This window comes from Prevotella sp. Sow4_E9_plate (assembly GCF_052116205.1).
In the GTDB taxonomy this organism is placed as follows: domain Bacteria; phylum Bacteroidota; class Bacteroidia; order Bacteroidales; family Bacteroidaceae; genus Prevotella.
Genome location: NZ_JBQKLN010000017.1, coordinates 26,718 through 53,306, shown reverse-complemented (window position 1 = coordinate 53,306; position 26,589 = coordinate 26,718). Strand labels below are relative to the sequence as shown.

General features: G+C 46.7%; 22 protein-coding genes. 10 read left to right on the top strand and 12 right to left on the bottom strand.

The window, feature by feature from the left end; genetic code table 11:
* Positions 1-14: 14 nt before the first annotated feature.
* Complete coding sequence (locus ACTQ53_RS08650) at positions 15-686, top strand: YggS family pyridoxal phosphate-dependent enzyme (RefSeq protein WP_441932743.1); 672 nt, start codon at positions 15-17, stop codon at positions 684-686.
* Positions 687-798: 112 nt separating this feature from the next.
* On the opposite strand, the gene ACTQ53_RS08645 is transcribed toward ACTQ53_RS08650, so the two are convergent.
* From ACTQ53_RS08645 to ACTQ53_RS08620, 6 genes are all read right to left on the bottom strand, one after another.
* Positions 799-2,643 carry a M6 family metalloprotease domain-containing protein gene (locus ACTQ53_RS08645; RefSeq protein WP_441932742.1) on the bottom strand — a complete coding sequence of 615 codons (1,845 nt, stop codon included), beginning with the start codon at positions 2,641-2,643 and terminating at the stop codon, positions 799-801.
* A 70-nt stretch (positions 2,644-2,713) separates the two neighbouring features.
* Positions 2,714-3,559, bottom strand: coding sequence for an EFR1 family ferrodoxin (locus tag ACTQ53_RS08640; protein WP_294968012.1), 846 nt, complete (start codon positions 3,557-3,559; stop codon positions 2,714-2,716).
* A gap of 2 nt (positions 3,560-3,561) precedes the next feature.
* A complete protein-coding gene (locus tag ACTQ53_RS08635) occupies positions 3,562-3,951 on the bottom strand; it encodes a DUF1573 domain-containing protein (RefSeq protein ID WP_294968014.1) in 390 nt (129 codons plus the stop codon).
* 140 nt (positions 3,952-4,091) lie between these two features.
* Positions 4,092-6,998, bottom strand: a complete 2,907-nt coding sequence (gene uvrA, locus ACTQ53_RS08630) for an excinuclease ABC subunit UvrA (RefSeq protein ID WP_441932741.1) — start codon at positions 6,996-6,998, stop codon at positions 4,092-4,094.
* A 40-nt stretch (positions 6,999-7,038) separates the two neighbouring features.
* On the bottom strand, positions 7,039-7,509 hold the full coding sequence (rlmH, locus tag ACTQ53_RS08625) for a 23S rRNA (pseudouridine(1915)-N(3))-methyltransferase RlmH (RefSeq protein WP_217760127.1): 471 nt from the start codon (positions 7,507-7,509) through the stop codon (positions 7,039-7,041).
* 42 nt (positions 7,510-7,551) lie between these two features.
* On the bottom strand, positions 7,552-7,881 hold the full coding sequence (locus ACTQ53_RS08620) for a DUF4491 family protein (RefSeq protein ID WP_441932740.1): 330 nt from the start codon (positions 7,879-7,881) through the stop codon (positions 7,552-7,554).
* Between the two features lie 176 nt (positions 7,882-8,057).
* On the opposite strand from ACTQ53_RS08620, the gene ACTQ53_RS08615 reads away from it, so the two are divergent.
* Positions 8,058-9,809, top strand: coding sequence for a phospho-sugar mutase (locus ACTQ53_RS08615; RefSeq protein ID WP_441932739.1), 1,752 nt, complete (start codon positions 8,058-8,060; stop codon positions 9,807-9,809).
* A 64-nt stretch (positions 9,810-9,873) separates the two neighbouring features.
* On the opposite strand, the gene ACTQ53_RS08610 is transcribed toward ACTQ53_RS08615, so the two are convergent.
* Entirely contained in the window at positions 9,874-11,142 is a 1,269-nt protein-coding gene (locus ACTQ53_RS08610; protein WP_295346873.1) for a ComEC/Rec2 family competence protein, read from the bottom strand.
* Between the two features lie 134 nt (positions 11,143-11,276).
* Here ACTQ53_RS08610 and ACTQ53_RS08605 point away from each other — a divergent pair, with 134 nt between their 5' ends.
* Positions 11,277-12,716: an amidophosphoribosyltransferase gene (locus ACTQ53_RS08605; protein WP_294968027.1), complete on the top strand. Its 1,440-nt coding sequence runs from the start codon at positions 11,277-11,279 to the stop codon at positions 12,714-12,716.
* 78 nt (positions 12,717-12,794) lie between these two features.
* On the opposite strand, the gene ACTQ53_RS08600 is transcribed toward ACTQ53_RS08605, so the two are convergent.
* The 4 genes from ACTQ53_RS08600 to proS form a co-directional block, all read right to left on the bottom strand.
* Complete coding sequence (locus tag ACTQ53_RS08600; protein ID WP_441932751.1) at positions 12,795-13,505, bottom strand: carcinine hydrolase/isopenicillin-N N-acyltransferase family protein; 711 nt, start codon at positions 13,503-13,505, stop codon at positions 12,795-12,797.
* Positions 13,506-14,376: 871 nt separating this feature from the next.
* The gene (locus ACTQ53_RS08595; protein WP_441932738.1) at positions 14,377-14,772 is read right to left on the bottom strand and encodes a hypothetical protein; all 396 of its coding nucleotides are present in this window, start codon (positions 14,770-14,772) and stop codon (positions 14,377-14,379) included.
* Between the two features lie 147 nt (positions 14,773-14,919).
* A complete protein-coding gene (locus ACTQ53_RS08590) occupies positions 14,920-15,324 on the bottom strand; it encodes a hypothetical protein (protein ID WP_295346176.1) in 405 nt (134 codons plus the stop codon).
* 47 nt (positions 15,325-15,371) lie between these two features.
* Positions 15,372-16,853: a proline--tRNA ligase gene (gene proS / locus ACTQ53_RS08585; protein ID WP_295346177.1), complete on the bottom strand. Its 1,482-nt coding sequence runs from the start codon at positions 16,851-16,853 to the stop codon at positions 15,372-15,374.
* A 231-nt stretch (positions 16,854-17,084) separates the two neighbouring features.
* On the opposite strand from proS, the gene ACTQ53_RS08580 reads away from it, so the two are divergent.
* The 3 genes from ACTQ53_RS08580 to ACTQ53_RS08570 are packed head-to-tail and all read left to right on the top strand — an operon-like array spanning position 17,085 to position 21,044.
* On the top strand, positions 17,085-17,780 hold the full coding sequence (locus ACTQ53_RS08580) for an OmpA family protein (protein ID WP_294970857.1): 696 nt from the start codon (positions 17,085-17,087) through the stop codon (positions 17,778-17,780).
* Positions 17,780-18,514, top strand: coding sequence for a monofunctional biosynthetic peptidoglycan transglycosylase (gene mtgA, locus ACTQ53_RS08575; protein ID WP_441932737.1), 735 nt, complete (start codon positions 17,780-17,782; stop codon positions 18,512-18,514). Before ACTQ53_RS08580 ends, mtgA begins: the two co-directional genes overlap by 1 nt.
* A gap of 43 nt (positions 18,515-18,557) precedes the next feature.
* Positions 18,558-21,044: an ATP-dependent helicase gene (locus ACTQ53_RS08570; protein ID WP_441932736.1), complete on the top strand. Its 2,487-nt coding sequence runs from the start codon at positions 18,558-18,560 to the stop codon at positions 21,042-21,044.
* A gap of 59 nt (positions 21,045-21,103) precedes the next feature.
* On the opposite strand, the gene ACTQ53_RS08565 is transcribed toward ACTQ53_RS08570, so the two are convergent.
* Positions 21,104-22,276, bottom strand: coding sequence for an MFS transporter (locus tag ACTQ53_RS08565; protein WP_293629581.1), 1,173 nt, complete (start codon positions 22,274-22,276; stop codon positions 21,104-21,106).
* 529 nt (positions 22,277-22,805) lie between these two features.
* On the opposite strand from ACTQ53_RS08565, the gene ACTQ53_RS08560 reads away from it, so the two are divergent.
* From ACTQ53_RS08560 to ACTQ53_RS08545, 4 genes are all read left to right on the top strand, one after another.
* On the top strand, positions 22,806-22,976 hold the full coding sequence (locus ACTQ53_RS08560) for a PG1828 family lipoprotein (protein WP_194256806.1): 171 nt from the start codon (positions 22,806-22,808) through the stop codon (positions 22,974-22,976).
* 235 nt (positions 22,977-23,211) lie between these two features.
* A complete protein-coding gene (gene mtaB, locus ACTQ53_RS08555; RefSeq protein WP_441932735.1) occupies positions 23,212-24,606 on the top strand; it encodes a tRNA (N(6)-L-threonylcarbamoyladenosine(37)-C(2))-methylthiotransferase MtaB in 1,395 nt (464 codons plus the stop codon).
* 46 nt (positions 24,607-24,652) lie between these two features.
* Positions 24,653-25,537, top strand: coding sequence for a TIGR01212 family radical SAM protein (locus ACTQ53_RS08550; protein ID WP_441932734.1), 885 nt, complete (start codon positions 24,653-24,655; stop codon positions 25,535-25,537).
* 3 nt (positions 25,538-25,540) lie between these two features.
* Positions 25,541-26,557 carry a glycosyltransferase family 2 protein gene (locus ACTQ53_RS08545; protein ID WP_441932733.1) on the top strand — a complete coding sequence of 339 codons (1,017 nt, stop codon included), beginning with the start codon at positions 25,541-25,543 and terminating at the stop codon, positions 26,555-26,557.
* Positions 26,558-26,589: the final 32 nt, after the last annotated feature.

Sequence of the window (26,589 nt, the reverse complement as noted above, 5' to 3'; positions counted from 1 at the left end):
TTATTAATTGAACTATGTATGATGTAAAAGGAAATCTTCGGGAAGTGTTGGGCAACTTGCCTGCGGGAGTCAATCTCGTAGCCATCAGTAAGTTTCATCCCAACGAATATATCGAGGCTGCATACGCTGAGGGGCAACGTATCTTTGGTGAAAGCCATGAACAGGAACTTGCCAGGAAGGTAGAGTCCTTGCCTAAGGATATCGAGTGGCATTTCATCGGTCATCTTCAGACCAATAAGGTGAAGTATATCGCTCCGTATATCTCTATGATAGAATCGGTGGATAGCCTGAAACTCCTGAAGGAAATCAACAAGCAGGCTGCCAAGCACGACCGTGTGGTAAAGGTTCTTCTGGAATTGCATATTGCAGAGGAAGAAACCAAGTCGGGCTTCTCGTTTGATGATTGCCGTGAACTCCTGGAGGCGGGCGAATGGAGAACGATGGATCATGTGCAGATTTGCGGTATCATGATGATGGCATCCAATACGGATGATGAGCAGCAGATAGCTCAGGAGTTTGATGCTGCCTATGCTTTCTTCAAGGAAGTGAAGGAGAAGTATTTTGCCGATGATGATGCTTTCTGTGAAAGAAGTTGGGGTATGAGTCACGATTACCGGATTGCCGTAAAGCACGGTAGTAATATGGTGCGTGTGGGTACTACCATCTTTGGTCCTAGAATCTATTGATTATAGTGTCTTTGAGTTTATCAGACTTAAGAATATCTCTAATATGAAAAAAGGAGGATGTGATGATGAAAAGTCACATCCTCCTTATTTTATATGTATATTTCTGTTTTCTCTAGAATATCATCTTATATCCCTTGTTGGTGATATAGAGATGTCCCTTGATAGGATTCTTCACCTTACGGCTTTCCATATCGTAGTATTCTGTAGGTCTCTTGTCGGTAATGTTGATGATTGTCTTGCTGATGCCTGTAGAAGCGAAGTCCTTGAGGTAATCAAAGGTAACCATACCCGTAGCTTCATCCTTCTTGATGTTGTAGAGAGGACGGGAGGTAAGGGTACTCCAGTTGAATTTCACCTCGGTCAGACTGTTCACATCGCTGCCATCCTTACCGATGCCATAAGCTGGGAATGGGTCGTTTTGGTTGCTGGTGTCATAATCGCTCCAGGTATATGTGTTGTTGTCTCCACAGTTCATCTGGTTGATGACGAGACCATCTGCCGGTACTACCATCACTCTGGATATTCCCTTGATATCGTTGGGATAATCGTAGAGTGATACGCAATCCTTGTCAGCATAATCTATGCGCCAAACCAGCAATCCATATCCCGGCAGGCTCTTATACCAGCCTTCGTTTCTGATATTCTGCAGCAGCAGGAATTCTCCCTGTGCTCTCTTCTTGAGGTTCTGTCTGGTTGCCTCGCTGATGATGCCGGCAGAGTAGTTCTCGTTGATGAAAAAGTTGCTGTCGTCAACATCTGCCATAATCTTATAGGCTTTCGATGCCATATCGTATGGTTCCAGCGTCAGCTGTTCTGCCTGGGTTGAAGATAGAGTGACAGGATCTATCCAACCCATCATCATCTTTTCCCATGGAGTATATGGAGTAGGGCAATAGCCGTCTTGGGTATATTCTCCTGCGTCCATCAGGTCCCAGTATTCCGGACTCTGATTGTCTGCATAGGTTGATGAGCCGGATACCGGATAATGATCCGGCAGACCCATGGTATGTGAGAATTCATGACAGAAGAGGCCGATGCCATTCAGCAGATACTTGCCGTCTTGGGTATCCTTCGGGGTACCGTTCAGTTCGTTGTTGATGCCATAGCGGGAGAAGCTCATTCCGTCGCACTCCAGGTTGCCTGCCGGATTTCCATTCTGGTCGTATCGGTAGAATAGGGTAGCTCCTGATTTTGGCCAGAGGCAGTCATCTGAATTGCCGCTGATACTTTCCGAATAACCGGCATAGATGACGTAAACCAGGTCTACACAGCCATCGCCATCTGCATCGTATTGGGAGAAATCCACCTGATCGTCAACCAAGCTGCAGGCTTCACCCAGCATCTGGTCGCAATGAATGTCAATGTCGTCTTCGCTTCTGTTCTTTCCATAATAGGCAAAGATCTGACTGAGTGTAACCGGTCCCACCACATCAAATTGTGGAACAAACTTGCCCAGGCTGCAGTGCTTGAAGTATTCTCTTACCGAACCGTAGTTGGTTGTTTCTTCCTTTGTCGAGAAAACCTTGGCATCGGCAACTGGTGCTGCTTCTCCCACTTCTGCGTTGAGATAATGGTTGAAGGTGGCTGCCGGCGAGGTGCTCTTGAATTTAACGTCTTGAAATTCTACCAGGATAACCAGTGCTTTTGGAGTTCCGAGATGTGGAAAATACTGCTGGTTTCCGATACTGCTGGCTCTCGTTTTGCGTGCCATGCTAGCCTGTAATCTAGCTTGCAATGCCTGGGTTGATGATATCTCGTATGTCCCGTTGGTCATCTTCTGTAAGGGAGTACCGTCCAGGAGGGTATAGTAATGGAAGTTTTCATCTCCCTTGAGGGTAGCAGAAACGTAGCTTCCGTCAGTCATCATCAGTCGGCATACGCCAGGCTTTGCTTTGGCAGCAAACAAAGAACTTGCTGCCATCCATGAAAATGCCAGGCTTAGTAAGATTTTCTTCATATAGTTAAACTGTTTAGGATGGGTTATTATTAAATGAAATACTTTCCGTTCTATCATGGAATACAGTTCTCTACTTAAAGAAATACTGTCCCTTCTTCCGGGTTTGTTTTCCAAACTCAATGGCATGATGCGGACAATGGTGGTAGCATGTGAAGCAGGTGAGGCAATCCTTGTGATGCAGCCATTCCGGGTAAGCACCATGACCGCCCTTGATATCACCTACCGGACAGACGTTGGCACAGATGCCACACTTCACGCAGCGGTCTTTCTCAACATGAAATCGCTTGTCGGTGATGAGCACTTTCTCAAAGAATCCTCCTACTACCTTTGTGAAGAACCAGGGAATGGGACCTTTTACGAGCCTGTTTACGCCCTGCTTGCGATTGAATATCTCCTCGCATACCACCGCCAGTTCCTGTGCCGCCTCTTCCTTCTTCCGGATTTCACGCTCCTTTGGGTCTACATCCATAAAAGGAAGTCCCACGTATGATTCCGGCATAATCAGGGAGTAGGACGAATCTACGGCTGTAATGCCCAGATCTGCAAGAGAAGGATTGGATGAGATGACCTCATTGAGGTTCTCGATGGTGAGTCCGATGCTGTCACCAGCCGTGCATACACAGTAGACGAAAGGACGTCTTGTCTCTTCTTTCTTTCCATCTTCTGTGTTTTCTGCTCTCTGAATCTTGAGATTTGCGATAAACTCTCTCACCAGTCTCGGTACTCTCCAGCCATGTACCGGAAAAACGAAACCAAGCCGTTCATCCTCCTGGAGGGTAAACGGCTCGGTCATATCATACTTGGTATCATCGGCTCTCATATAAGGGGCGATGGATATCAAGCTGTCATGTGTGGCAGCCGCCAGTTTGGAAGCTGCCCACTTGGTATTTCCTGTTCCTGAAAAATAGAATATCATGATTATTTCTTTTCAGACATCACGCCTTCGATATAGATGCGTGACATTTCTACATTGCCATTGGTACGAACAGTGATGCTCTTTTTGAAATGTCCAGGGAACATGCCCTTGCCATTATAAGTCACACTGATCTGTCCCTTCTGACCTGGAGCAATAGGCTTCTTGGTATATGAAGGTACTGTACATCCACAACTAGCAATAGCCTGGTTGATGATAAGAGGTTTGTCGCCCACGTTGGTGAAAGTAAATGTTGCTTTCTGCACAGGGTTGCTCTCTTCGAAGGTTCCGAAGTTATGAACGAGCTTTTCAAACTTTATCTCTGCCTGGGCAGAGGCTGTCGCTGTGATAGCTACAAGCATAGTCAATGCCAATATGATTCTTTTCTTTTTCATTTCCTTTCTTATTTTATTATTATTTCTTTTCTTTTTTATATAATTCGATGCAAAAGTACACATAAAGTTTAGTATAACGTTAATTTTTTACATTATTTATATTAATAGTTACTTCGCTTGCCTGTCTTTTGCTTCATTACCTATAGATATTTCTGCAGGAATTTGCCCGTCAGACTCTCTGGGCAGGCAACCACTTCTTCCGGTGTTCCTGCCACAACCAGACTGCCGCCCTTATCTCCGCCTTCCGGTCCCAGGTCGATTATGTAGTCGGCACACTTGATGACATCGAGGTTGTGCTCGATGACTACCAGCGAATGTCCTCTTTCTATCAGGGCATCAAAGGCATGGAGCAGTCGCTTGATGTCGTGAAAGTGAAGTCCCGTGGTTGGCTCATCGAAGATGAAAAGCGTTGGCGACTGTTCTTCCTTGCCGATGAAATATGCCAGCTTTACACGCTGGTTTTCACCACCGGAGAGGGTACTGGAGTTCTGTCCCAGCTTGATATAGCCGAGTCCTACTTCCTGTAATGGCTTCAGGCGGCTCACGATGATGCGGCAGGATGCAAAGTCTTCTTCATTGTGCTGCAGCTTCTCGTTGCTGAAGAACTCGATAGCCTCGTTTACGGTCATGTTGAGTACGTCGTTCACGTCCTTTCCTCCGTATCTCACTTCCAGGATGTCGTGCTTGAACCGTTTGCCCTTGCAGGCTTCGCAGGTCAGGGTAAGGTCAGCCATAAACTGCATTTCGATGGTTACATAGCCCGCCCCCTTACATTCCTCGCATCGTCCTCCCTCGGTATTGAAGGAGAAGTATTGTGCGGTGAAACCCATCTGCTTGGCAAGTGGCTGGTTGGCAAAGAGCGTACGGATGGCATCGTATGCCTTCAGATAGGTGGCAGGATTGCTTCGCGTACTCTTGCCGATAGGGTTCTGGTCTACGAATTCTACGTGGTTGATGGCATTCAGGTCGCCTTCTATCGAGGTATATTCGCCTGGTGCATCGGCTACCAGATCCAGCTTGCGGCGCATGGCAGGGTAGAGGATGCCCTTGATGAGTGAACTCTTTCCTGAACCGGATACTCCGGTTACTACGGTGAACACGTTGAGCGGAATCTTTACGTCGATGCCACGCAGGTTGTTCATGCGTGCTCCCTTGATTTCCAACGCCATGTTCCAGGCCCGATGACTGGTTGGACGTTCTATCTTCTCGGCATGGGTGAGATATTTGATGGTATAACTCTCCGGATATTTCGCCAGAAGCTTTTCCTGTTCTTTCTGGTCGGTTACGGAATATTCTGATGCAGGTCCGGAATAAACCATTCTTCCGCCAAGGCGTCCTGCATCCGGACCGATATCTATCAGATAGTCGGCAGCTCTCATGATTTCTTCATCGTGCTCTACTACCACTACCGTATTGCCCAGTTCCTGCAGTTCTCTCAAAACCTTGATGAGGCGATCGGTATCACGGCTGTGCAGACCGATACTTGGCTCATCGAGGATGTAGACACTGCCTACAAGCGATGAACCGAGATTGGTGGTCAGGTTGATGCGCTGGCTCTCACCGCCAGAAAGACTGTTGGAGAGGCGGTTGAGTGTAAGATAACCAAGTCCCACATCCAGAAGGAATTGCAGACGATGGGTTATCTCTGTGAGTAGTCGCTTGCTGATCTCTTTCTCGTGATCGGTCAACTCCAGCTTCTTGAACCATGCACTCAGATTGGTAACCGACATGTCTACCAGTTCCGTAATGCTCTTGCCACCTATTTTTACATAGTTGGCTTCCTTCTTGAGTCGGGTTCCGTGACAGTCCGGACAGATGGTCTTTCCGCGGAATCGGCTCAGCATCACACGGTATTGTATCTTGTACTGGTTCTCCTTCACCATTCTGAAGAATTCATCGATGCTCACACGGTCGTGCGGATCCCGGTCTTTCTCTGTAGGCAGACCATGCCAGAGCCAGTCTTTTTCCTTCTGGGTCAACTCATAGTATGGCTTGAAGATAGGGAAGTGGAATGGTTCAGCACGGCGGATAAACTCTTTGAGCCACATGCCCATCTTCTCTCCACGCCAGCAAACCACGCAGCCGTCGTAAAGACTTAGCGAGGTGTTGGGAATCACGAGTTTTTCATCGATGCCTATCACGCTTCCGAATCCCTCGCAGGTAGGGCAGGCGCCCAGTGGAGAGTTGAAGGCAAACATGTTGTCTGTCGGTTCTTCAAAGGTGATGCCGTCTGCCTCGAAACGGGTAGAGAAATCGTAGCTGATATTGCTAGGCAGGAAGAGAATTCGGCAGGCACCGTCTCCTTCATAGAAGGCTGTCTCGGCAGAATCGAAGAGACGGCTGATGTCGTCCTTCTCATCACTTACCGACGCACGGTCGATGACGAGATAAATCTCTTTTCCCTGTTGTTCTATGATTTTCTTGAGGTCATCTCCGCTGGCTTCCAGCAGTTCCTTGTCTGCAGATTCCAGGAAGTCTTCGATGCGTATAAACTCATTCTTTTCCATGATGCGGGCATAGCCTTCCTGCATGTACATCTCCAGCTGCTTGCTGAGGCTTCTGCCTTCGATGACATGGATAGGTGCAAGGATGACATACTTGGTACCCTTTGAATACTGGCGGGTACAGGCTAAGACATCCTCTGTGGTATGGCGCTTCACTTCCTGTCCGCTGATAGGCGAATAGGTTTTGCCGATGCGGGCATAGAGCAGTCGGAGATATTCGTAAATCTCCGTATTCGTTCCCACGGTAGAACGGGGATTGCGTGAAATCACCTTCTGTTCGATGGCGATGGCAGGTGGTAATCCCTTGATGAAATCGCATTCCGGTTTACTCATTCTGCCCAGAAACTGGCGGGCATACGAAGACAGCGACTCTACATAGCGTCGCTGACCTTCTGCATATAAGGTATCAAAAGCCAAAGAAGACTTTCCCGACCCGGAGACCCCCGTAATAGCAACAAACTTGCCCTGCGGTATCTTCACGTCGATATTCTTCAGGTTGTTGGCTCTCGCCCCTTTAATCTCTATATATTTCTCTTTTGACATTGAACTTTGAACTTTGAGCTTTATGATTAGTGATCCTCTTTTACTCGTGATGATAAGGCTCACCTTTTATAATAGTACATGCGCGATAGAGTGCCTCGGTAAAGATAAGGCGTACCATCTGATGCGAGAAGGTCATCTTGGAAAGCGAGATCTTCTCGTTGGCGCGGTCATATACTGCCTGCGAGAATCCGTAAGGACCTCCGATGATAAACACAAGCCTTCTAGCCGTAGCCTGCTTGCGTTCTATCCACTTCGCAAACTCTATGCTTCGGAATTCCAGTCCATGCTCATCCATCAATACCACGGTATCAGAAGGCTGCAGAAGCTTCAGAATCAGTTCTCCCTCCCGTTCCTTTTGCTGCTGTTCGCTGAGGCTCTTGGTATTCTTGAGCTCAGGAATCGTGGTTATATTGAACGGCATGTAGTGCGTGATGCGCTCGGCATAATCCTTGATGCCCGCAATGAAATGCTTGTTCACGGTCTTTCCGACCAGTATGAGTTCTGTTTTCATTTCGTTGAATTTTTCTTCCTATACACTTGAATTCTTCACTCTTCACATTTCACTCTTCACTTCGTCCCTATAGTATCCTTTCTTTTCCAGTTTCGGGTTCTTCGGGAACCATCCCTTCTCGCATCTTTCCTTTTGTTCAAAGAGTTCACCGATGCTCCAGAGACACGAAGCTCCTACTACGCCCAGAAGAGCAGAGCCGAGGACATTGGCAACCAGAAAGGCTGCTCCTACGCAGATGATACCCGTCACGAGAAACACCCACCAGAATCGGGTGCCGGTATGATATTCTGTCTTGATAACAATAGGGTGAAAGATACCTATTATTAAAAAGGTGGAAATGGCGATGATGACGCCCGTATAATATAATTCCATATACCTAACTTTTTATTTTATTTCTTTTTCAATGTGCAAAAATACAAAAAAAACTTCAATCTTGTTTGGTTTATCAAAATTTTTATATAACTTTGTACGCAAAAAGAGATATATTGTGCTGTTTTCGAGCACAACCCTCTATATGAACATTATTAATAACAAAATAGAATCAAACTATGGCTAATAACGCAGAATTAATCAAGCAGTGTGAAGAAAGAGCACAGCAGTGGCTCACAGCTGCTTTTGACGAAGAAACCCGTAAGGAAGTAAAGGCAATGCTCGACGCAGAGGACAAGTCTGCTCTCGTTGATGCATTCTATCAGAATTTGGAGTTCGGTACTGGTGGCTTGCGCGGTATCATGGGCGCAGGTACCAACCGTATGAACAAGTATATCGTTGGTATGGCTACCCAGGGCTTTGCTAACTACATTCTCAAGGCTTTCCCAGGTGAGGAGAACCTTTCTGTAGTGGTAGGTCACGACTGCCGTAACAACTCCCGTCTCTTCGCTGAGACCGTAGCTGCCATCTTCTCTGCCAATGGCATCAAGGCTTATCTCTTCGAGAGCCTCCGTCCTACACCAGAGATTTCTTTCGCTATCCGTGAGCTCGGTGCCAAGGCTGGTGTCAACGTAACAGCTTCTCACAACCCTAAGGAGTACAACGGTTACAAGGCTTACTGGAGCGACGGTGCTCAGGTTCTGGCTCCTCATGATACAGGTATCATCGAGGAGGTGAACAAGGTTACTATCGACCAGGTGAAGTTTGAGGCTAACTGGGATAAAATCAAGATTATCGGTGGTGAGATGGATTACGACTACATGACAGCCGTTCATTCTGCTATGATTGACCAGGATGTCATCAACCGTCAGAAAGACCTCAACATCGTTTATTCAGCTATGCACGGTACAGGTCGTGTCATCGTTCCTCTCTGTCTGCGTTCTTGGGGCTTCCAGAACATCAATGTTGTTCCTGAGCAGATGGTTGTAGATGGTAACTTCCCAACAGTGGTTTCTCCTAACCCAGAGAATGCAGAGGCTATGACCCTCGGTATGAAGCTCGGTACTAAGTTGAACGCTGACCTCGTGGTAGCTACTGACCCAGATGCTGACCGCCTGGCTATCGTTTGCCGTGATGACAAGGGTGAGTGGATGATCATCAATGGTAACCAGACAGCCATGATGTTCTGCTACTATATCATCGAGAACAAGAAGAAGTTGGGCAAGTTGAAGCCAACAGACTTCCTCGTAAAGACCATCGTAACAACAGAAGTTATTGCTGAGATTGCCAAGAAGAACAACGTAGAGTTGCGCGACTGCTACACCGGTTTCAAGTGGATTGCACGCGAGATTGCTATCTCTGAGGGCAAGCAGCAGTACATCGGTGGTGGTGAGGAGAGCTTCGGCTTCTTGCCATACGATAAGGTACGTGATAAGGATGCTCCTGCTTCTATCTGCCTCATCTGCGAGATTGCAGCATGGGCTAAGGATCAGGGCAAGACTCTCTACGACCTCCTGATGCAGATTTATGCAGAGTATGGCTTCAGCAAGGAGTTTACTGTAAACGTAGTTCGCCCAGGTAAGACCGGTGCTGACGAGATTAAGCAGATGATGGCAGACTTCCGTGCCAACCCTCCACAGGAGTTGGGTGGCAGCAAGGTGGTAACCTGGAAGGACTACCAGTCTTTGGAGGCTAAGCATGCTGACGGCAGCGTAGAGAAGCTCGATATGCCTGCTACAAGCAATGTACTCCAGTGGTTCTGCGATGACAACACCAAGGTAAGTGTCCGTCCATCAGGTACAGAGCCTAAGATCAAGTTCTATATTGAGGTTAAGGATCCTTCATTCAAGTGCGCTGGCTGCTACAACCGCTGCACAGCTGCTGCAATGGATAAGATCGAGGCTATCAAGAAGAGCCTGAAGTTGGATTAATGAATGAAAATGATTGGGAGATGCCTTCTGTGGTTTCTCCCGACAACCCTATTTTTTTTGAGCATTATCTATGATTCATAAATAATGCATTCTCCGGCGAGAAGTCTTCCTGACTTCTCGCCATTTTGTTTCTTATCCTTTTTATTCTTACCCATCCGGCATACACTAATCCAATGACGGCATAGATGCAGAATAGGGCAGGGAGGGGAAGGTGGATTCCATCAATGCTGGCACCGGGAGCCAAGGAGATGAGATGGAAGGCGGTATTGGCAAAATGAGTGATGGATACCAATGCCTTGGCAATCCAGCTTGTCAGCCAGGAGGCGGGAGCGACTGTCGGCGACAGAAGCAGGAAGGGACTCAGCAACATCAGCATGCAACAGAGGTAAAGAATGCCCGTGGCGGCAGGAATTGCAATGAATGTGGTAAGAAGGGAATAGCACGAGATGCGCCCGAAGTAATAAGTGATGAGCGGAAGAGTTCCAATCTGGGCAGCTGCCGATACGCAAAGCATACTCCATATCCATTGTGATAGGCGATGAGCAGGATGGTAAAGAGAACTGAGCAACGGCATAAACACGATGATGGAACCAACTGCCGCAAACGACATCTGGAAACTGAGGTCGAAGAGATAAAGTGGATTCCACAATAGCATGAAGGTTAAAGCGGTGGAGAGCAAATGGAGCGATTCTCCTTTTCGCCGGGTCATCATTACAAATCCATAAACACTCAGCATGGTGGCAGAGCGGACGGCACTCGCAGGCACGCCAATGAACAGAACATACATCCAGATGGCTAGAAGGGCAGAAAAAATGACGAAGATATGGCGGCGATTGCCACCTAACAGCATGATGAGCAGCTGGAAGATGATGCTGATATGCAGTCCGCTTACGGCTAATACATGGTTTGCTCCAGCTACGGAATAAACCTCTTTCGTGTCCTTGTCCAGCGCCGTCTTGTCGCCCAGTGCCATTGCTGCAATGACCCCAAAGTCTTCATTCTCAATGCCCAATCCCTTCATCTTCTGTTCTGTTTCCGCTCTCCGTTCTTGCGCAGTTATCTGAAACCGGTCCAGTTCCGAAAGTTCATCTATCGTAAAATAGGTATCAGGCTTTTGCTCCCGATATTCCTGATAGGAAGTGAGAAGACCACCCAGAAGAAACATACAGATATATAAAAGGATGTGCTGGCTTAGTATCCATTTCCGCAGGATGATAGCCATGCCAGTCATGACCAGCAGGAGAATGAGCCAAAGGACCGGAGGCATCTGGTCATAGCCATATTTGGCTATGATAATACCCGCGCTCAGTATGATGTTCATTCTGATATTCATGTGCAAAGTCACCTTATGTTGAGCGCAAAGATACATTAAAATTCTGAAAATCGACTGTTTTTTCTTGCATAATTTACATCTTTTTATTACCTTTGCACCCAATATTACAAACAATAACATAGAATTATACTCTTATGGGAGGTATTTTCGGAACTATTTCCAAGAAAAGTTGTGTCGCAGACCTGTTCTACGGCACTGATTACAACTCACATCTCGGCACACGTCGAGGCGGTTTGGCAACTTACAGTAGTGAGAAAGGCTTCGTGCGCTCAATTCACAACCTTGAAAGTTCTTATTTCAGAACGAAGTTTGAGCCTACACTCAACAAGTTTGAGGGAGCAACATCTGGTATCGGCGTAATCAGCGATACGGATGCGCAGCCATTAATCATGAACTCACATCTTGGCCGTTTCGCCATTTGTACTGTAGCTAAGATTGTAAACAAGGATGAACTAACCCAGTACCTGCTAGACAAGAACATGCACTTTGCAGAGATGTCTTCAGGCAGCACCAACCCAACCGAGTTGGTTGCATTACTCATTATTCAGGGTAAGACATTCCGCGAAGGTATCGAGAATGTATTCCACCACATCAAGGGCTCCTGTACCATGATGATTCTAACCGAGGATGGTATTATCTGCGCTCGCGACAGTTGGGGACGTACACCTATAATTATAGGTAAGAAGGATAGTGCCTATGCTGCTTCCAGCGAAACCACCTCGTTCCCTAACCTCAATTATGAAACAGAATATGAGCTGGGGCCGGGAGAAATCGTCAAGATTACTGCCGACAAGATGGAGCAGCTTCGTCCTGCCAACAAGAAGATGCAGGTTTGTTCTTTCCTCTGGGTTTACTATGGTTTCCCTACATCTACCTATGAGGGCAAGAATGTAGAGGAGGCTCGTTTTACCAACGGTTTCAATCTCGCCAAGAGTGATGATGTTGAGGTAGACTGCTGCAGCGGTATTCCGGATTCTGGTACTGGTATGGCGATGGGATATGCTGCCGGCAAGGGTGTGCCTTATCAGCGTTGTATTGCCAAGTATACTCCTACATGGCCTCGTAGCTTTACTCCAAGCAACCAGAGCATGCGTTCATTGGTAGCCAAGATGAAGCTGATTCCTAACAAGGCGATGCTCAAGGGCAAGCGTGTGTTGTTCTGTGATGACAGTATCGTTCGTGGTACCCAGCTTCGCGACAACGTGAAGGTGCTTTTCGACCAGGCAGGCTTGAAGGAGTGCCATATGCGTATTGCATGTCCTCCATTGGTATATGGTTGTCCGTTCATCAACTTCACTTCTTCAAAGAGTGATATGGAGCTGATTACCCGTCGCATCATCGAGAAGTTTGAGGGTGATGCCAACAAGAATCTTGATAAATACGCTACCACTGGTTCTCCTGAGTATCAGAAGATGGTAGATGAGATTGCCAACCAGTTGGGCTTGACTACATTGAAGTTCAATACCATCGAGCAGCTGGTAGAGGCTATCGGTCTTCCAAAGTGCCAGGTATGTACCCATTGTTTCGATGGCAGCAGCGCATATACTCTTGATGAGTTTGCTGATGAAGACTAAAATAAGAATATAAGTTCTTGATAGATTAGAAGATAGGTCTAGCAACACCGCGCTTTGCGGGGGTCGCTAGACCTATTTTTATATTATTTCTCGGCAAAATCTTCTTTTGCATAAAATGTCTTCTTTTGCATAGAACGTAAACTTGTTCTTGTAATCTCTGTTCACGCAGACGGTTGCCTTGCGCTGGGAGAGATTGTATATCACCGACCACTGGGTATGGCTCGTTGGATTGCCTGGAGTTTCTGCCTGACTCACACCATTGAGCAGATTCATGGCTCCTTCCTCTGACAACTGGTTGCTGTTCTGTTTCAGAACGAAATCCATAATATCGTAGCGGGTCTTGCCGTGGTTCGAGAGTTTCGGACCTTTATCTGAACATGCCATGGTTTCAGATACATAGAAGTTGCTGGCATAGCGCTTTTCTATCACCTCGCGGGTGTTTGGCAATACGTCAGGATGTTTGAAATGAGTCTTTCCGTCTTCACCCGTATATTCATCGTCGATGTAAATCTTGCTTTGGTGGTCCTTGTCATATACGAATTCTACGATGGCATAACGGCCCGTGGCATCTGCCATAAAGAAATGATAGTTACCGTCATTATCCGGTATACAGAGGTCATATCCGTCCAGAATCTTGAGAGCTTCATCTACCGTCTTGGAATGATCCAGCATCATGCGTAAGTCCAGGGTTGTAGTCAGTTTCTTGCCCGTGCTTGCCTGCTGGGTTGGCTTGCCGTCGAGATGGAGTACGGATACGGCAAAGCCGGCCTCGTTCATGCCGTCCATCAGAAGATATGGAAATGCCTGCTTGGTATAACTCCATAAGTATGATACTTAGCTATCGTAACCATGATACTTAGCAATCGTAACCATGATACTTAGCAATCGTAACCATGATACTTAGCAATCGTAACCATGATACTTAGCAATCGTAACTATGATACTTAGCAATCGTAACTATCTTGTTTACGCCTTACTTACCCTACCCACCCCTGGAAGGGCAGGTCGGGGCGGTATCCTGCAGGGAATAGTCGGTCTCTAAGTAAGAGTGGGGGTGAACACTTGACAATGAAGTCGGTGAAGGGTGAACCCCGATGCCAACCTTTAGCGTTAATAATGTGTTAAAAACACTATATAACCCATTATAATATAGACTCTTATATTTCTAGCATGCGCTGTATATACAAAGTTCTTTTTACTAGGGTTCACCCCTGAGCCGAAAAGGTGAATGCTTGGGGCAAGTGTTCACCCCGCTGTTCACCATTCGGTAAATTAAGATTGATAGTACTTCTTTGCTCAATGTCTCATGAGACTGAACATCAGGCTGAATACTGAACTCTGAACACTGAAAATGGGGTAAAAACTGCGTTTAAGGGATGTTTAAATTCTATATAACCTATTGATACATATTTCTTTATATTCTTTAGCATGCGCTGCTTATAAAAAGAGTGAAACGCTAAAGTTCAGCTTCAGCCTTCGTTCTTGAAAGCTGCTGCGAAGTTATGAAAAAAGGTTGAGACCGCCTTGCTTATAAAGATGACTGTAATGAATCTAAAATGCTCCACTTGCGGGGAGCAAAGTGGAGCACATGAAACACATGAAATAAAGTCCTCTTCCATCTATGAAGAGGGTGAACCTATCTGATAGTTATCTATCGTTACTATGCGAACAGTCTGGAGAATACTTCGGCGGTTCTACCGGTATAAACCTTCATCTCGGTAACAGGCTTGTAGCCGAAATCCTTGTAGGCGAGGAGTTGGAGGGCAGCAAACTGAGAATCGTCAGAAAGACATGCCTGCAACTTGAAGTTGCCCATGCTGATGGCTGAAACCGGAAACTTGCTGATGGCAGTTTCCACTTCTGCTGGAGCAGCAGTGAGGATGTTCTCAAGCTTCTTTCCGTCCTCAGCAGTATATTCCTTCTCCTTGATCTGGATCTTGCTCTGTGTTGGCTTGTAGGTGAGCTTGACGCTCCAACCCATGAAACCCTTCTTTACCTGTACGTCATTGAGTGCCATTACGTCTTCACCCATTTCTATATGATTGATCTTTGCCATAATCTTATTACTTGTTTTTATCTTAAATGAATATATATATTGTACTGTTTTTTTGTTATGCTAGGGGTGTGATAATCCTTATCGCATCTTGAAGAGATGATGCGACAAACGATATGATATATTATGTATATAAGAGAAAAACAAGTGCTAACAGAGGAGACGCCGCAGGCAAATGATATAATATTTGCTGGCGACATCAAAGTGGATAGGGGCGGTCTCCTGGCGGAAAGGCTCCATCGCACCATCTATAGCGGATAAAAGGGTGAATAATAAATGAATTCTATTTGAAAGCAATCTACTTGCTGATTGATTTCCGTGCATATTACCACTAGGCAATAAGCGCTGCGGACGACTGCTGCAAATGCAATAGGCGAGCTCGGAAGCATTCTCCAGCTGGGCATCACCCTGATGCTGGTCGTACTCTACCTTAGCCAGCTTATCCTTCTTTGGAAGAGGGTCGGAGGTATAAGAAACGGAGGCAGCAGATACCTCTCCATAGCCTGCGAAGACCATGGACATCAGAAAAAGGATGTAAAGTATCAACTGCCTCATGTTAAATATATTATGGTGTCAGGATGAACTCCCGACACCGGGGATGATTAATAGCTTTTTGCGATGATGACACGGGCTACGGCTGGCTTGCCGCTTACCATATCTACACCTGGAGTCTGCTCGTAAGCGAAAGGCACGCAGCGGATGGTAGCCTGAGTCTCCTCCTTGATCTTTGCCTCGGTCTCGGCTGTACCGTCCCAATGGCAGAGGAAGAAACCACCGTCCTTCACACGCTCCTTGAACTCCTCGTAGTTGTCGCACTCGTAAACGTGAGCATCACGATAAGAACGAGCCTTCTCGAAGATATTCTTCTGGATGTCTTCCAACATATCCTTTACGCGCTCTACGATGCCGTCGAAGCTAACGTTCTCCTTCTCCAATGTATCACGACGCATGATTTCGATGGTGTTGTTCTCCAAGTCACGTCCACCCATAGCCAGACGAACAGGAACACCCTTCAACTCGTAGTCAGCAAACTTGAACCCAGGACGCTTAGCTGTATTGTCATCATATTTCACAGTGATGCCGAGCTCACGGAACTGGTCGATGACTGGCTGCAACTTGGCTGTGATCTGAGCCAACTGCTCGTCGCCCTTGTTGATAGGGATGATAACCACCTGGATAGGAGCCAGCTTTGGAGGCAATACGAGACCGTTGTCATCGCTGTGAACCATGATGAGGGCACCCATCAGTCGGGTAGAAACACCCCATGAAGTAGCCCATACATACTCAGGCTTGTTCTCCTTGTTCAAGTATGTTACGTCGAAACTCTTGGCGAAGTTCTGACCCAGGAAGTGAGAAGTACCGCTCTGGAGAGCCTTACCATCCTGCATCATTGCCTCGATGGTATAAGTGTTCAGGGCACCGGCGAAGCGCTCAGTCTCACTCTTCACACCCTGCAAAACAGGAACGCCCATGTAGTTCTCTGCAAAATCAGCGTAAACCTTCAGCATCTCCTGAGCCTTTGCCTCAGCCTCTTCCTTGGTAGCATGAGCGGTATGACCCTCCTGCCAGAGGAACTCAGAAGTACGGAGGAATGGACGGGTACGCATCTCCCAACGCATTACGTTGCACCACTGGTTGCAGAGGATAGGGAGATCACGCCATGAATGGATCCAGTTCTTATATGTGTTCCAGATGATGGTCTCTGAAGTAGGGCGGATGATGAGCTCCTCATCGAGCTTTGCGTTAGGATCTACCTCAACTTCTGTGCCATCCTCTGTAGAACGGAGGCGATAGTGGGTAACTACTGCACACTCCTTGGCGAAACCTGCCACGTGCTCTGCCTCACGAGAGAAGAAACTCTTCGGGATGAGGAGAGGGAAGTATGCGTTCTGTACACCTGTCTGCTTAAACATCTTGTCGAGCTGCTGCTGCATCTTCTCCCAGATAGCGTAACCGTATGGTTTGATGATCATACAACCACGAACAGGAGACAACTCTGCGAGGTCAGCCTTCACTACCAAGTCGTTGTACCACTGACTGTAGTTGTCAGCGCGCTTGGTCAAATTCTTAAGTTCTTTAGCCATATTACTATTTTATATTTTATTTTTATTCTTCTATATTGTATAATAAGGTATCATCTTTTTTGTCATATATAGGGATTTTCCACCCTAAAATAGGAGATTTCCTTACCCTGTTTGGACAAATACCTTTAATTTTGCATGCAAAAATACAAAAAAATATTAGAAATCTCTCCTTATTGGAGAAAAAATACGTATCTTTGCATTTAAATAACATAAAATATAGGAGAATAAGTAATGAAAAAGATGAATTTTACAGTAGTAGCACTTTCAGCGCTGCTCGTTTTGGGAAGTTGTGGAACAAGTCAGAAGACAGGTACAGCTGCTGGTGCAGGTGCAGGTGCTGCCTTGGGCGCAATCGTTGGTGGTTTGTTGAATAATAGCCATCGTGGAACTGGTGCTGCTGTAGGCGCTGCTATCGGTGCAGCTGTTGGTGGTACTGCAGGTAATCTGATTGGCAAGCACATGGATAAGGTAAAGGCCGAGGCTGAGGCTGTGAAGAATGCACAGGTTGAGACTGTGACTGATGCCAACGGTTTGGCTGCAGTAAAAGTTACTTTCGATTCTGGTATCCTCTTCCAGACCAACAAGTATGTTCTCAATGCCAATGCCAAGAACGATTTGGCTAGCTTTGCTACCGTATTGAAGAATAATACAGACTGCGAGGTTTCTATCCAGGGTTATACTGACAGCACCGGTAACGATGGTATCAACTTGCCTTTGAGCGAGAACCGTGCTAAGTCTGTATACAACTACCTGATGTCTTGTGGTGTGCAGAATTCACAGATCAAATCTGTTCAGGGCTTCGGTTCTTCTAATCCTGTTGCAGACAACTCAACAGCAGCTGGCCGTCAGGCTAACCGTCGTGTAGAGGTATACATGTATGCTTCTCAGGCAATGGTTAACGCTGCTAATAACGGTACATTGAAATAATGATACTCAAGAAGATTAGAAATATAGTAAGATGGGTGGTGGTGCTGTTTTTCAGTACCACCATTCTTGCTGTTGTAGCCTATCGTTTCATTCCGGTGTATTTCACTCCCTTGATGTTTATCCGCAGCTTTCAGCAAATAGCTGATGGTGAGAGTATTACATTGCATCATCATTGGGTTTCGATGGACAAGATTTCTCCCCATATGCCTGTGGCTGTGATGGCGAGTGAGGATGCCCGGTTCCTGAAGCATCACGGTTTTGACTTCAATGCCATCGAGAGTGCAGCCAAGAATAATGCCCGTGGCGGAAAGGTGCATGGAGCCAGTACCATCAGTCAGCAGACAGCAAAGAATGTATTCCTCTGGCCGGGAAGATCATGGACCCGCAAGGGCTTCGAGGTGTATTTCACCTTTCTCATCGAAATGATGTGGAGCAAGCAGCGCATCATGGAGGTTTATCTCAACAGTATCGAGATGGGACCTGGAATCTATGGTGTGGATGCTGTGGCTGAGTATCATTTCGACAAGAAAGCGCAGGATCTTTTCCGTGACCAGTGCGCCCTGATTGCTGCAACACTGCCTAATCCCCGCAAATTCAGTTCTCTTCATCCGAGTGCCTATATGAAGAAGCGTCAGCGCCAGATAGAGCATCAGATGAGATTCATCCCTTCCTTCCCGAGAGAAGGTGAGGATTATGACCCAAGTACAGCTGTGGGAGGATATAGGGGAAAGTAATGAGTGAAGAATGAAGAGTGAAAAATCTGGTAAATATTGATTAATGGATTTACTGAACGACTTGAATGAAGCGCAGCGAGCTGCGGTTGAATATATTGACGGACCGTCGCTGGTGATTGCCGGTGCCGGTTCGGGTAAGACGCGTGTGCTTACCTATAAGATTGCTTATCTCCTGAACCAGGGGATGAAGCCTTGGAGCATCATGGCTCTTACCTTTACCAATAAGGCGGCAAGGGAGATGAAGGAACGTATCGGCAGACTGGTGGGCGACGACTTGGCCCAGCATCTCTATATGGGTACCTTCCACAGCATCTTCTCACGCATTCTCCGTGCTGAAGCTGAGCATATCGGATTCAACAACAACTTTACCATATATGATGAAGCCGACTCACGCTCGCTGATTAAGGCAATCGTGAAGGAGATGGGACTGGATGATAAATCATACAAGCCTGCTGCTGTTCATGCCAAGATATCGATGGCTAAGAACAATCTGGTGAGTGCCGAATCCTATGCCAGTGATGCTGCCATCTATGAGCAGAACAAGCGTGCACAGATGCCGGAAGTGGGAAAGATATTCTTGGCTTACGTGCAGCGTTGCAAACAAGCCAACGCCATGGATTTTGATGATTTGCTGGTGTTGACCCATCAGTTGTTCAGAGAACATGAAGAAATCAGACAGAAATATGCAGCCCGCTTCGATTATATCCTGGTAGATGAGTATCAGGACACCAACCATGTGCAGATGTCTATCGTGATGCAGCTGTGCAAGGAGAAACTTCGGGTATGTGCCGTGGGTGATGATTCGCAGAGTATCTACAGCTTCCGTGGTGCCAATATTGACAATATCCTGAATTATCAGAAGCAGCTGAAGGGTACACGGCTCTTCAAACTGGAGCAGAACTACCGTTCTACCCAGACTATCGTGAAGGCAGCCAACAGTCTGATTAAGAATAATCGCAATCAGATCAAGAAGGATGTATATAGTGAGAATGCGGTAGGCGAGAAGTTGCAGTACAAACCGGCTTACAGCGACAAGGAAGAGGCGGTAATCGTGGCTAAGGACATCAAGCGCATCAAGCGTCAGGATAATTGCGAATATCATGATTTCGCCATTCTGTATCGTACCAACGCCCAGAGCCGCAGCTTCGAGGAGGAGTTCAGAAGGCAGGGCATTCCTTATCGCATCTATGGAGGATTGAGCTTCTATCAGCGCAAGGAAATCAAGGATATCATTGCCTATTTCCGACTGGTGGCTAATCCGGATGATGAGGAAGCCATCAAGCGTATCATCAACTATCCGGCTCGCGGTATCGGCGCAACAACGGTGATGAAGATTGCTGACTGTGCGCATCAGAACCAGGTGAGTTTCTGGGAAGTGATAGGCGAGCCTGCACATTATGGACTCAATGTAAACAAGGGTACATTGACGAAACTGGATAATTTCCGACTGCTCATTTCTTCGTTTATCGAGCGTTCTCATACTACGGATGTATATGAACTGGGTGATGCTATCATCAAGGAGAGTGGCATCAGTCAGGATATCATGAGTGGCAGAGATGCCGATGACCTGGCAAGACAGGAGAACCTGGAGGAATTCCTGAGCGGTATGTCTGCCTTCGTCGAGGAGCGCAGGGAAGAGGGTAGGATGAATGAAGCCTTTCTTACGGATTATCTGCAGGATGTGGCATTGCTTACAGATGCGGATAGTGAGGGAGCCAAGGATGAACCTCGTGTGTCCCTGATGACCGTTCATGCGGCTAAGGGTCTGGAATTTGCTACTGTCTTCATTGTAGGATTGGAGGAGAATATCTTCCCGAGTCCGCTGGCTGCCATGTCTGTCAGGGAACTGGAGGAAGAGCGCCGTCTGCTTTATGTGGCAATCACCCGTGCCGAGAAACATTGTATTCTGACAAATGCCAAGAACCGTTTCCGTTATGGCAAGATGGAGTTTGATAATCCTAGCCGGTTTATTGATGAGATTGATGACAGTCTGATAGAGGCACAGGATGAAATGGGTGGTTCTTACTTTGGTGGTGGCTCATCTTATGATAGAAGTGCTTCTTATGGTGAACGTTCTTCTTATGGCGGTGGATATGGCAAACGGATGCCTTGGGACCAGAAGCGCAGAATAAGCGATAGAGATGAGGATGTTCCGGAATGGAAGCGTGTGACATCGCAGTTCCGTCCGGATCCTAAACCGGCATCGGATACCTCATCGTCATCATCTTCTTCCCGTGAGTCATTATCTTCAGGTAATTTCAAGTCGGTAAGAGCTTTGGATGCTGCTCGTCGTATATTGGGGAATAACAGAAGTTCATCGGTATCTTCAACCTCTTCGGTGTCTTCTTCTGCCGGTTCTTCTTTCGGTGCTTTGAAGGAAGGTTGCAAGATAGAGCATCAGCGTTTCGGGGTAGGCATTGTCCGGAAGATTGAAGGTCAGGGCGAGAATGCGAAGGCTACTGTAGAATTTCAGAATTCCGGTGTCAAGCAGTTGCTCCTGAAATATGCGAAGTATACCATTCTTAATTAAACTTCTTTGTTTGCAATAGCAGATAGACAGAATTTTTCTATCTGCTATTGCATTTTTTTTTATTTTCTGTTGCAGACGGAGATGCAGAGCGAGATGATGGCAAAGACCATTCCTACTGTACAGACTCCCAGCCATCCTATCTGGGTCCAGGCAATGCCGGCACAGTAGGTTCCTAATGATCCACCAATGAAATAGGTGGTCATGAAGATGGTGTTGGCTCTGTTGGCTGCTTCGGGGATTTCCTGGATGCAGCCACTCTGATTGCTGAGTTGCTGACATTGCAGACCGATGTCTACCAGAATAATGGCGATGATGAGACCTGCGTATGTATCTCCGTAGAGATTGGCAATACTCCATGCGACAATCTGGAGTACTGCTCCGTAAAGACTCAGTTTTCTGATGCCGTATCGCGGAACCAGTTTGCCGATACCGCTGGCAGCAAGGGCTCCGGCGATACCGCAGGCACCTAAAGTTCCTACCATCTCACTACCTGAAAAGAAAGGTGCCTGAGCCAGATGGAAAGCCAGACAGGACCAGATAGCCATCATGCTGCCGAAACCAAAGGCGGCACGGATGGAGTAGAGACGGATGCGGGGATGATAGGCAAAGATTTCGAAGACGGTAACCATCAATCCCTTGTAACTTCCGATATAGTTGCGTTTCATCTCTGGAATAATCTTGAGGGTGAGTGCCATGCAGATCAGCATCACGACAGCTGCGATGAGAAACATTTCTCTCCAGCCTAGCCAGTCACCTACATATCCGCTGATGACTCGTGAAGCCAGGATGCCGGTGAGGAGTCCGGATAGTACGATTCCCATATTCCTGCTTTTGTTCTTGGGCGCAGAATACTGTCCGGCGATAGGGATGAAGAATTGCGGAATCACCGAACAGGCTCCCAGGAAGAGGGAAGCACCCCAGAGGAGCCATACGTTATGTGCCAAGGCTATGATGATGGCCATGATGGCTGCCACCGTCATGTTGGTAACGATGATGCGGCGACGCGAGTAGAGATCGCCCATGGGAATGAGGAAACATAGGCCCAGGGCGTAACCTATCTGTGTGGCTACGGTGATGAGGTTGGCACTATGCTGGCTGATGCCCAGGTCATGGCGTATCATTTCCAGTAGGGGCTGATTATAGTAGCAGTTGGCTACAGTTAGTCCTGCTATCACAGCCATCGTCAGTAAGAGACTGCGAGGTATTCCATTGTTTTCTTTCAGTTGTATCATTTTTCTTTCAGTTATTTCTTCTGTTCTGTTCCGCAATCTGTTTGTATTCAGGGAAAATTCCTCTGAAACATAGTGCAAAGTTACGAAAACTTTTTCTTTTCTCAAAAATCTGCTGACTGTTTATGCCATTTCCTTTGTATATTCTTCTATGCGTTCTTCCCGCTATCCCTCGCGCGTACCTTATTATATATGTAGAATTTTTCGATAGTCAAGAGCCTGGACAGGAAAAAATCGATGTTCGGGCACACATTTTACGATTTTGGGGCTTCAGGAGGATGGGAGTATGGCATCTTGAAAATGCACTTAAAATGCATGAAAAGTGTTAAAATCTTGGTGTTTCCGAGCACATCAAAAACTTTAACCTTTGTTAGCACTTTGTAAGTTACTGATTATTAGATGATTGTGATTTTGTTACAAAATACTCCTAAAAAAAGTCGCAAAAAAAAGAACAACATATCAAAAAAATGCTTACCTTTGCATCAGTTTTAATAAACGAATGATTGTTTTACAGATTTAAAAAGCAAAGAAAATGAAGAAATTAGTTTTTATGTTCGTAGCTATCGCAGCTATCTCTTTCGCATCATGTGGTAACAAAACAGCTCAGAACACAGCTTCTGCTGATTCTGACACAGCTCAGGTAGACACAACTGTTGCTGATACAACTGTTGCTGATACAGCTGCTGCTGATTCTGCTAAGTAATTTAGAATTACTGACGAACAGAAATGAGAGAAACAACCGCTGGACCTTGGTCTAGCGGCTTTTTTCGTTTTATAGACCTGGAGTCTTGGGGGAGGTGAACGCCTTTTCTGCTAGCTACACTCCCTAAACCAATGGTCGCTGCTCGAAGGGTAAGGTAAAGACCAGTAGCAACTGCATCCCCTATACGCCCTGTAAGGGCAGAAACTTTAAAGAAACCAAAGAATAAGATAAATATATGATAGATTCAAGTGCCTTCCAAGGCAAAAAGGCAGCCTATTACACTTTAGGTTGCAAACTCAACTTCTCTGAAACTTCCACTTTTGGCAAGATGCTCGAAGATATGGGCGTGATTACTGCCAAAAAGGGGGAGAATGCTGACATTTGTCTCATCAATACTTGCTCCGTTACTGAGGTTGCCGATCATAAGTGCCGACAGGCTATTCATCGCATGGTGCGACAGAATCCTGGTGCCTTTGTCATCGTCACCGGTTGCTATGCACAGCTGGAGTCAGAAAACGTGAGTAAAATAGAGGGAGTAGACCTGGTGTTGGGTGCCAATGAGAAGGCGAACTTGATTCAATATCTCAGTGATGCCTGGGCGCAGAAGTTTGCTGCTGAGAATGGTTTGCCTACAAATGGCGAAGCTCAGGAGCTGTCGGATTCTGCCCTTCATCAGCATCATAGCGTGAAGACGAAGGAAATCAGAACCTTCCAGCCTTCATGTTCCCGCGGCAACCGTACCCGCTATTTCCTGAAGGTACAGGATGGCTGCAACTATTACTGCACCTATTGTACCATTCCTTTCGCCCGTGGAAATTCCCGTAATCCTAGCATCGAGTCTTTGGTGGCTCAGTGTGAGCAGGCTGCAGCTGAGGGAGGTAAGGAGATTGTCATCACCGGTGTGAACATAGGTGATTTCGGTCAGACTACTCATGAGCGATTTCTGGATCTCGTCAAGGCGATGGATAAGGTAGAGGGTATCAAGCGTTATCGTATCTCCAGTCTGGAACCAGATCTCTGTGATGACGATCTCATTGCCTATTGTGCAGAGAGTCGTGCCTTCATGCCTCATTTCCACATTCCGTTGCAGAGTGGAAGCGATGAGGTTCTGAAGCTGATGCATCGCCGTTATGACAAGGCGCTCTTCGCCCATAAGGTGAATCTCATCAAGGAGAAGATGCCGGATGCCTTCATCGGTGTAGACGTAATGGTGGGTTGTCGTGGTGAAACTCCAGAGTGTTTTGAGGAATGTTATGAGTTCCTGAAGAGTCTGCCTGTTACCCAACTCCATGTCTTCCCATATTCAGAGCGTCCGGGAACAGCTGCATTGAAGATTCCATACGTAGTAGACGAGAAGGAGAAGAAAAGGCGCTCTAAGCGTCTGCTGGAGTTGAGTGACCAGAAGACACAGGAATTCTATGCCCAGTATATCGGTACTGAGGCTGAGGTGCTTTTCGAAAAGGCGCCAAGAGGCAAGGCTATGCACGGCTTTACCAAGAACTATGTGCGCGTGGAGCTTTCGCCAGCTTTCGCCAAGGAAGAATATGACAATCAGCTCATCAAGGTTCGTCTGGGTGATTTCAATCACGACAAGACGGCATTGAAAGCAGAGCTTGTTGATAGTTTATAGTTAATAGGGCTAATCATAAAGTTCAAAGCTCAAACTTCAAAGTTCAATGTACTACAACGATTTTGGTTCCTGGATCCGGAAGCAGTTTCCTGACTTCCGGGTTCAGAAGATTTCGATAGATGCAGGTTTCTCCTGTCCTAACAGGGATGGAAAAATCTCGAGCGGTGGATGTACGTATTGTGACAACCGTACGTTCAATCCCAGCTATTGCGACCGTAGGAAGTCGATAACGGAACAGTTGGAGGAGGGCAAGGCCTTCTTCAGTAGAAAATATCCTGATATGAAGTATCTGGCTTATTTTCAGGCTTATACCAATACCTATGCCAAGGTGGAACTTCTGCGGGAAATGTATGAGGAGGCGCTGCGGGTCAAGGATGTGGTAGGCATTGTGATTGGTACCCGTCCTGACTGTGTGAGCGATGAACTCCTGGATTATCTGGAGGAACTGAACAGGCATACCTTCGTACTTGTGGAATATGGCATCGAAAGTGCCAATGATGAGACCTTGAAGCGAATCAATCGCGGTCATGATTTCGCCTGCTGCCGTGATGCGGTTGAGCGGACTCATGCGAGAGGTATTCTGACGGGCGGGCATATCATCATCGGACTGCCCGGAGAGGATGCGGAGGAAAGTCTCAGACAGGCACCTGTCATTTCTTCTCTGCCTCTTGATATCCTGAAGATTCATCAGATGCAGATTATCAAGGGTACCCGATTGGCGCAGGAGTATGCCGTGCATCCTTTCCATGTATATACGGTGGAGGAGTACATTGATGTCATCGTCAGGTACATCCGACTCTTGAGGAAGGATCTGGTATTGGAACGCTTTGTCAGTCAATCGCCTAAAGACCTGCTTATCGCTCCCAAATGGGGACTCAAGAACTATGAGTTCACCAATCTCCTGAATAATAAGTTAAAGAGTTTACAATAAAATATGGCAAAGGTAGCAATCGTTATATTAAATTGGAATGGGCAGAAGATGCTGGCTAAGTATCTGCCTAATGTCGTGGAGTATTCGCGGCAGGATGCTGAGATATGGGTAGCCGACAACTGTTCTTCAGACCAATCCATGCATCTCCTGGAGACTCTGTTTCCTCATGTTAAGACCATCGTCCTGGAGCAGAACTTCGGCTTTGCCGAGGGATATAACCGTGCCTTGAAAGAGATAGAGGCAGATTATTATGTTCTCTTGAACAGTGATGTAGAGGTATCGCATCATTGGCTTACTCCGCTCATCGAGTTTATGGATGCCCATCCTCAGGTGGCTGCTTGCCAGCCTAAGTTGCTTGCTGAATATGATAAGGATATGTTTGAGTATGCCGGTGCATGTGGTGGCTATCTCGATAAGTTGGGTTATCCTTTCTGTAGGGGTAGAATCTTTGATACCGTAGAGCGTGATAACGGACAGTATGATTATCAGCAGGAGATACTCTGGGCTACGGGAGCCTGCATGATGATCCGTTCGGAAGATTACTGGAATGCAGGTGGACTGGATGGCAGATTCTTTGCTCATAACGAGGAGATTGATCTCTGCTGGAGATTGCGCCTGATGGGCCGAAAGATATACTGTATTCCTGAGAGCGAGGTGTATCATGTAGGTGGTGGAACCTTGCCGAAAAGCAATCCGATGAAGACCTATCTGAATTTCAGAAATAATTTAACGATGCTTTATAAGAACCTGAGTGATAGGGATTTGAAGACTGTAATGCGCAAGCGCTGGTTCCTGGATTATCTCGCTGCATTCCAGACGCTTATCCTGAATCGTAACCTGGGTGACTGCAAGGCAATCTTCAAGGCGCGAAAGGCTTTCCAGGCATGGAAGCACGACTTTGACCAGGACCGAAAGAAGATTCAGGAGAGCAGGGTGGAGGAGAATATTCCTCAGATTCTGGACTGTTCTATTCTGTGGCAATACTATGCAAGGGGTAAGAAGTTCTTCTCGCAGTTATAAACGGAATTATAAACAAACTTAAAATAAGAATC

What these genes read in the sequence shown, in the direction of transcription:
- ACTQ53_RS08650 (WP_441932743.1), top strand. Translation starts at nt 15, where the DNA reads ATGTATGATGTAAAAGGAAATCTTCGGGAAGTGTTGGGCAACTTGCCT.
- ACTQ53_RS08645 (WP_441932742.1), bottom strand. Translation starts at nt 2,643, where the DNA reads ATGAAGAAAATCTTACTAAGCCTGGCATTTTCATGGATGGCAGCAAGT.
- ACTQ53_RS08640 (WP_294968012.1), bottom strand. Translation starts at nt 3,559, where the DNA reads ATGATATTCTATTTTTCAGGAACAGGAAATACCAAGTGGGCAGCTTCC.
- ACTQ53_RS08635 (WP_294968014.1), bottom strand. Translation starts at nt 3,951, where the DNA reads ATGAAAAAGAAAAGAATCATATTGGCATTGACTATGCTTGTAGCTATC.
- uvrA (WP_441932741.1), bottom strand. Translation starts at nt 6,998, where the DNA reads ATGTCAAAAGAGAAATATATAGAGATTAAAGGGGCGAGAGCCAACAAC.
- rlmH (WP_217760127.1), bottom strand. Translation starts at nt 7,509, where the DNA reads ATGAAAACAGAACTCATACTGGTCGGAAAGACCGTGAACAAGCATTTC.
- ACTQ53_RS08620 (WP_441932740.1), bottom strand. Translation starts at nt 7,881, where the DNA reads ATGGAATTATATTATACGGGCGTCATCATCGCCATTTCCACCTTTTTA.
- ACTQ53_RS08615 (WP_441932739.1), top strand. Translation starts at nt 8,058, where the DNA reads ATGGCTAATAACGCAGAATTAATCAAGCAGTGTGAAGAAAGAGCACAG.
- ACTQ53_RS08610 (WP_295346873.1), bottom strand. Translation starts at nt 11,142, where the DNA reads ATGAATATCAGAATGAACATCATACTGAGCGCGGGTATTATCATAGCC.
- ACTQ53_RS08605 (WP_294968027.1), top strand. Translation starts at nt 11,277, where the DNA reads ATGGGAGGTATTTTCGGAACTATTTCCAAGAAAAGTTGTGTCGCAGAC.
- ACTQ53_RS08595 (WP_441932738.1), bottom strand. Translation starts at nt 14,772, where the DNA reads ATGGCAAAGATCAATCATATAGAAATGGGTGAAGACGTAATGGCACTC.
- ACTQ53_RS08590 (WP_295346176.1), bottom strand. Translation starts at nt 15,324, where the DNA reads ATGAGGCAGTTGATACTTTACATCCTTTTTCTGATGTCCATGGTCTTC.
- proS (WP_295346177.1), bottom strand. Translation starts at nt 16,853, where the DNA reads ATGGCTAAAGAACTTAAGAATTTGACCAAGCGCGCTGACAACTACAGT.
- ACTQ53_RS08580 (WP_294970857.1), top strand. Translation starts at nt 17,085, where the DNA reads ATGAAAAAGATGAATTTTACAGTAGTAGCACTTTCAGCGCTGCTCGTT.
- mtgA (WP_441932737.1), top strand. Translation starts at nt 17,780, where the DNA reads ATGATACTCAAGAAGATTAGAAATATAGTAAGATGGGTGGTGGTGCTG.
- ACTQ53_RS08570 (WP_441932736.1), top strand. Translation starts at nt 18,558, where the DNA reads ATGGATTTACTGAACGACTTGAATGAAGCGCAGCGAGCTGCGGTTGAA.
- ACTQ53_RS08565 (WP_293629581.1), bottom strand. Translation starts at nt 22,276, where the DNA reads ATGATACAACTGAAAGAAAACAATGGAATACCTCGCAGTCTCTTACTG.
- ACTQ53_RS08560 (WP_194256806.1), top strand. Translation starts at nt 22,806, where the DNA reads ATGAAGAAATTAGTTTTTATGTTCGTAGCTATCGCAGCTATCTCTTTC.
- mtaB (WP_441932735.1), top strand. Translation starts at nt 23,212, where the DNA reads ATGATAGATTCAAGTGCCTTCCAAGGCAAAAAGGCAGCCTATTACACT.
- ACTQ53_RS08550 (WP_441932734.1), top strand. Translation starts at nt 24,653, where the DNA reads ATGTACTACAACGATTTTGGTTCCTGGATCCGGAAGCAGTTTCCTGAC.
- ACTQ53_RS08545 (WP_441932733.1), top strand. Translation starts at nt 25,541, where the DNA reads ATGGCAAAGGTAGCAATCGTTATATTAAATTGGAATGGGCAGAAGATG.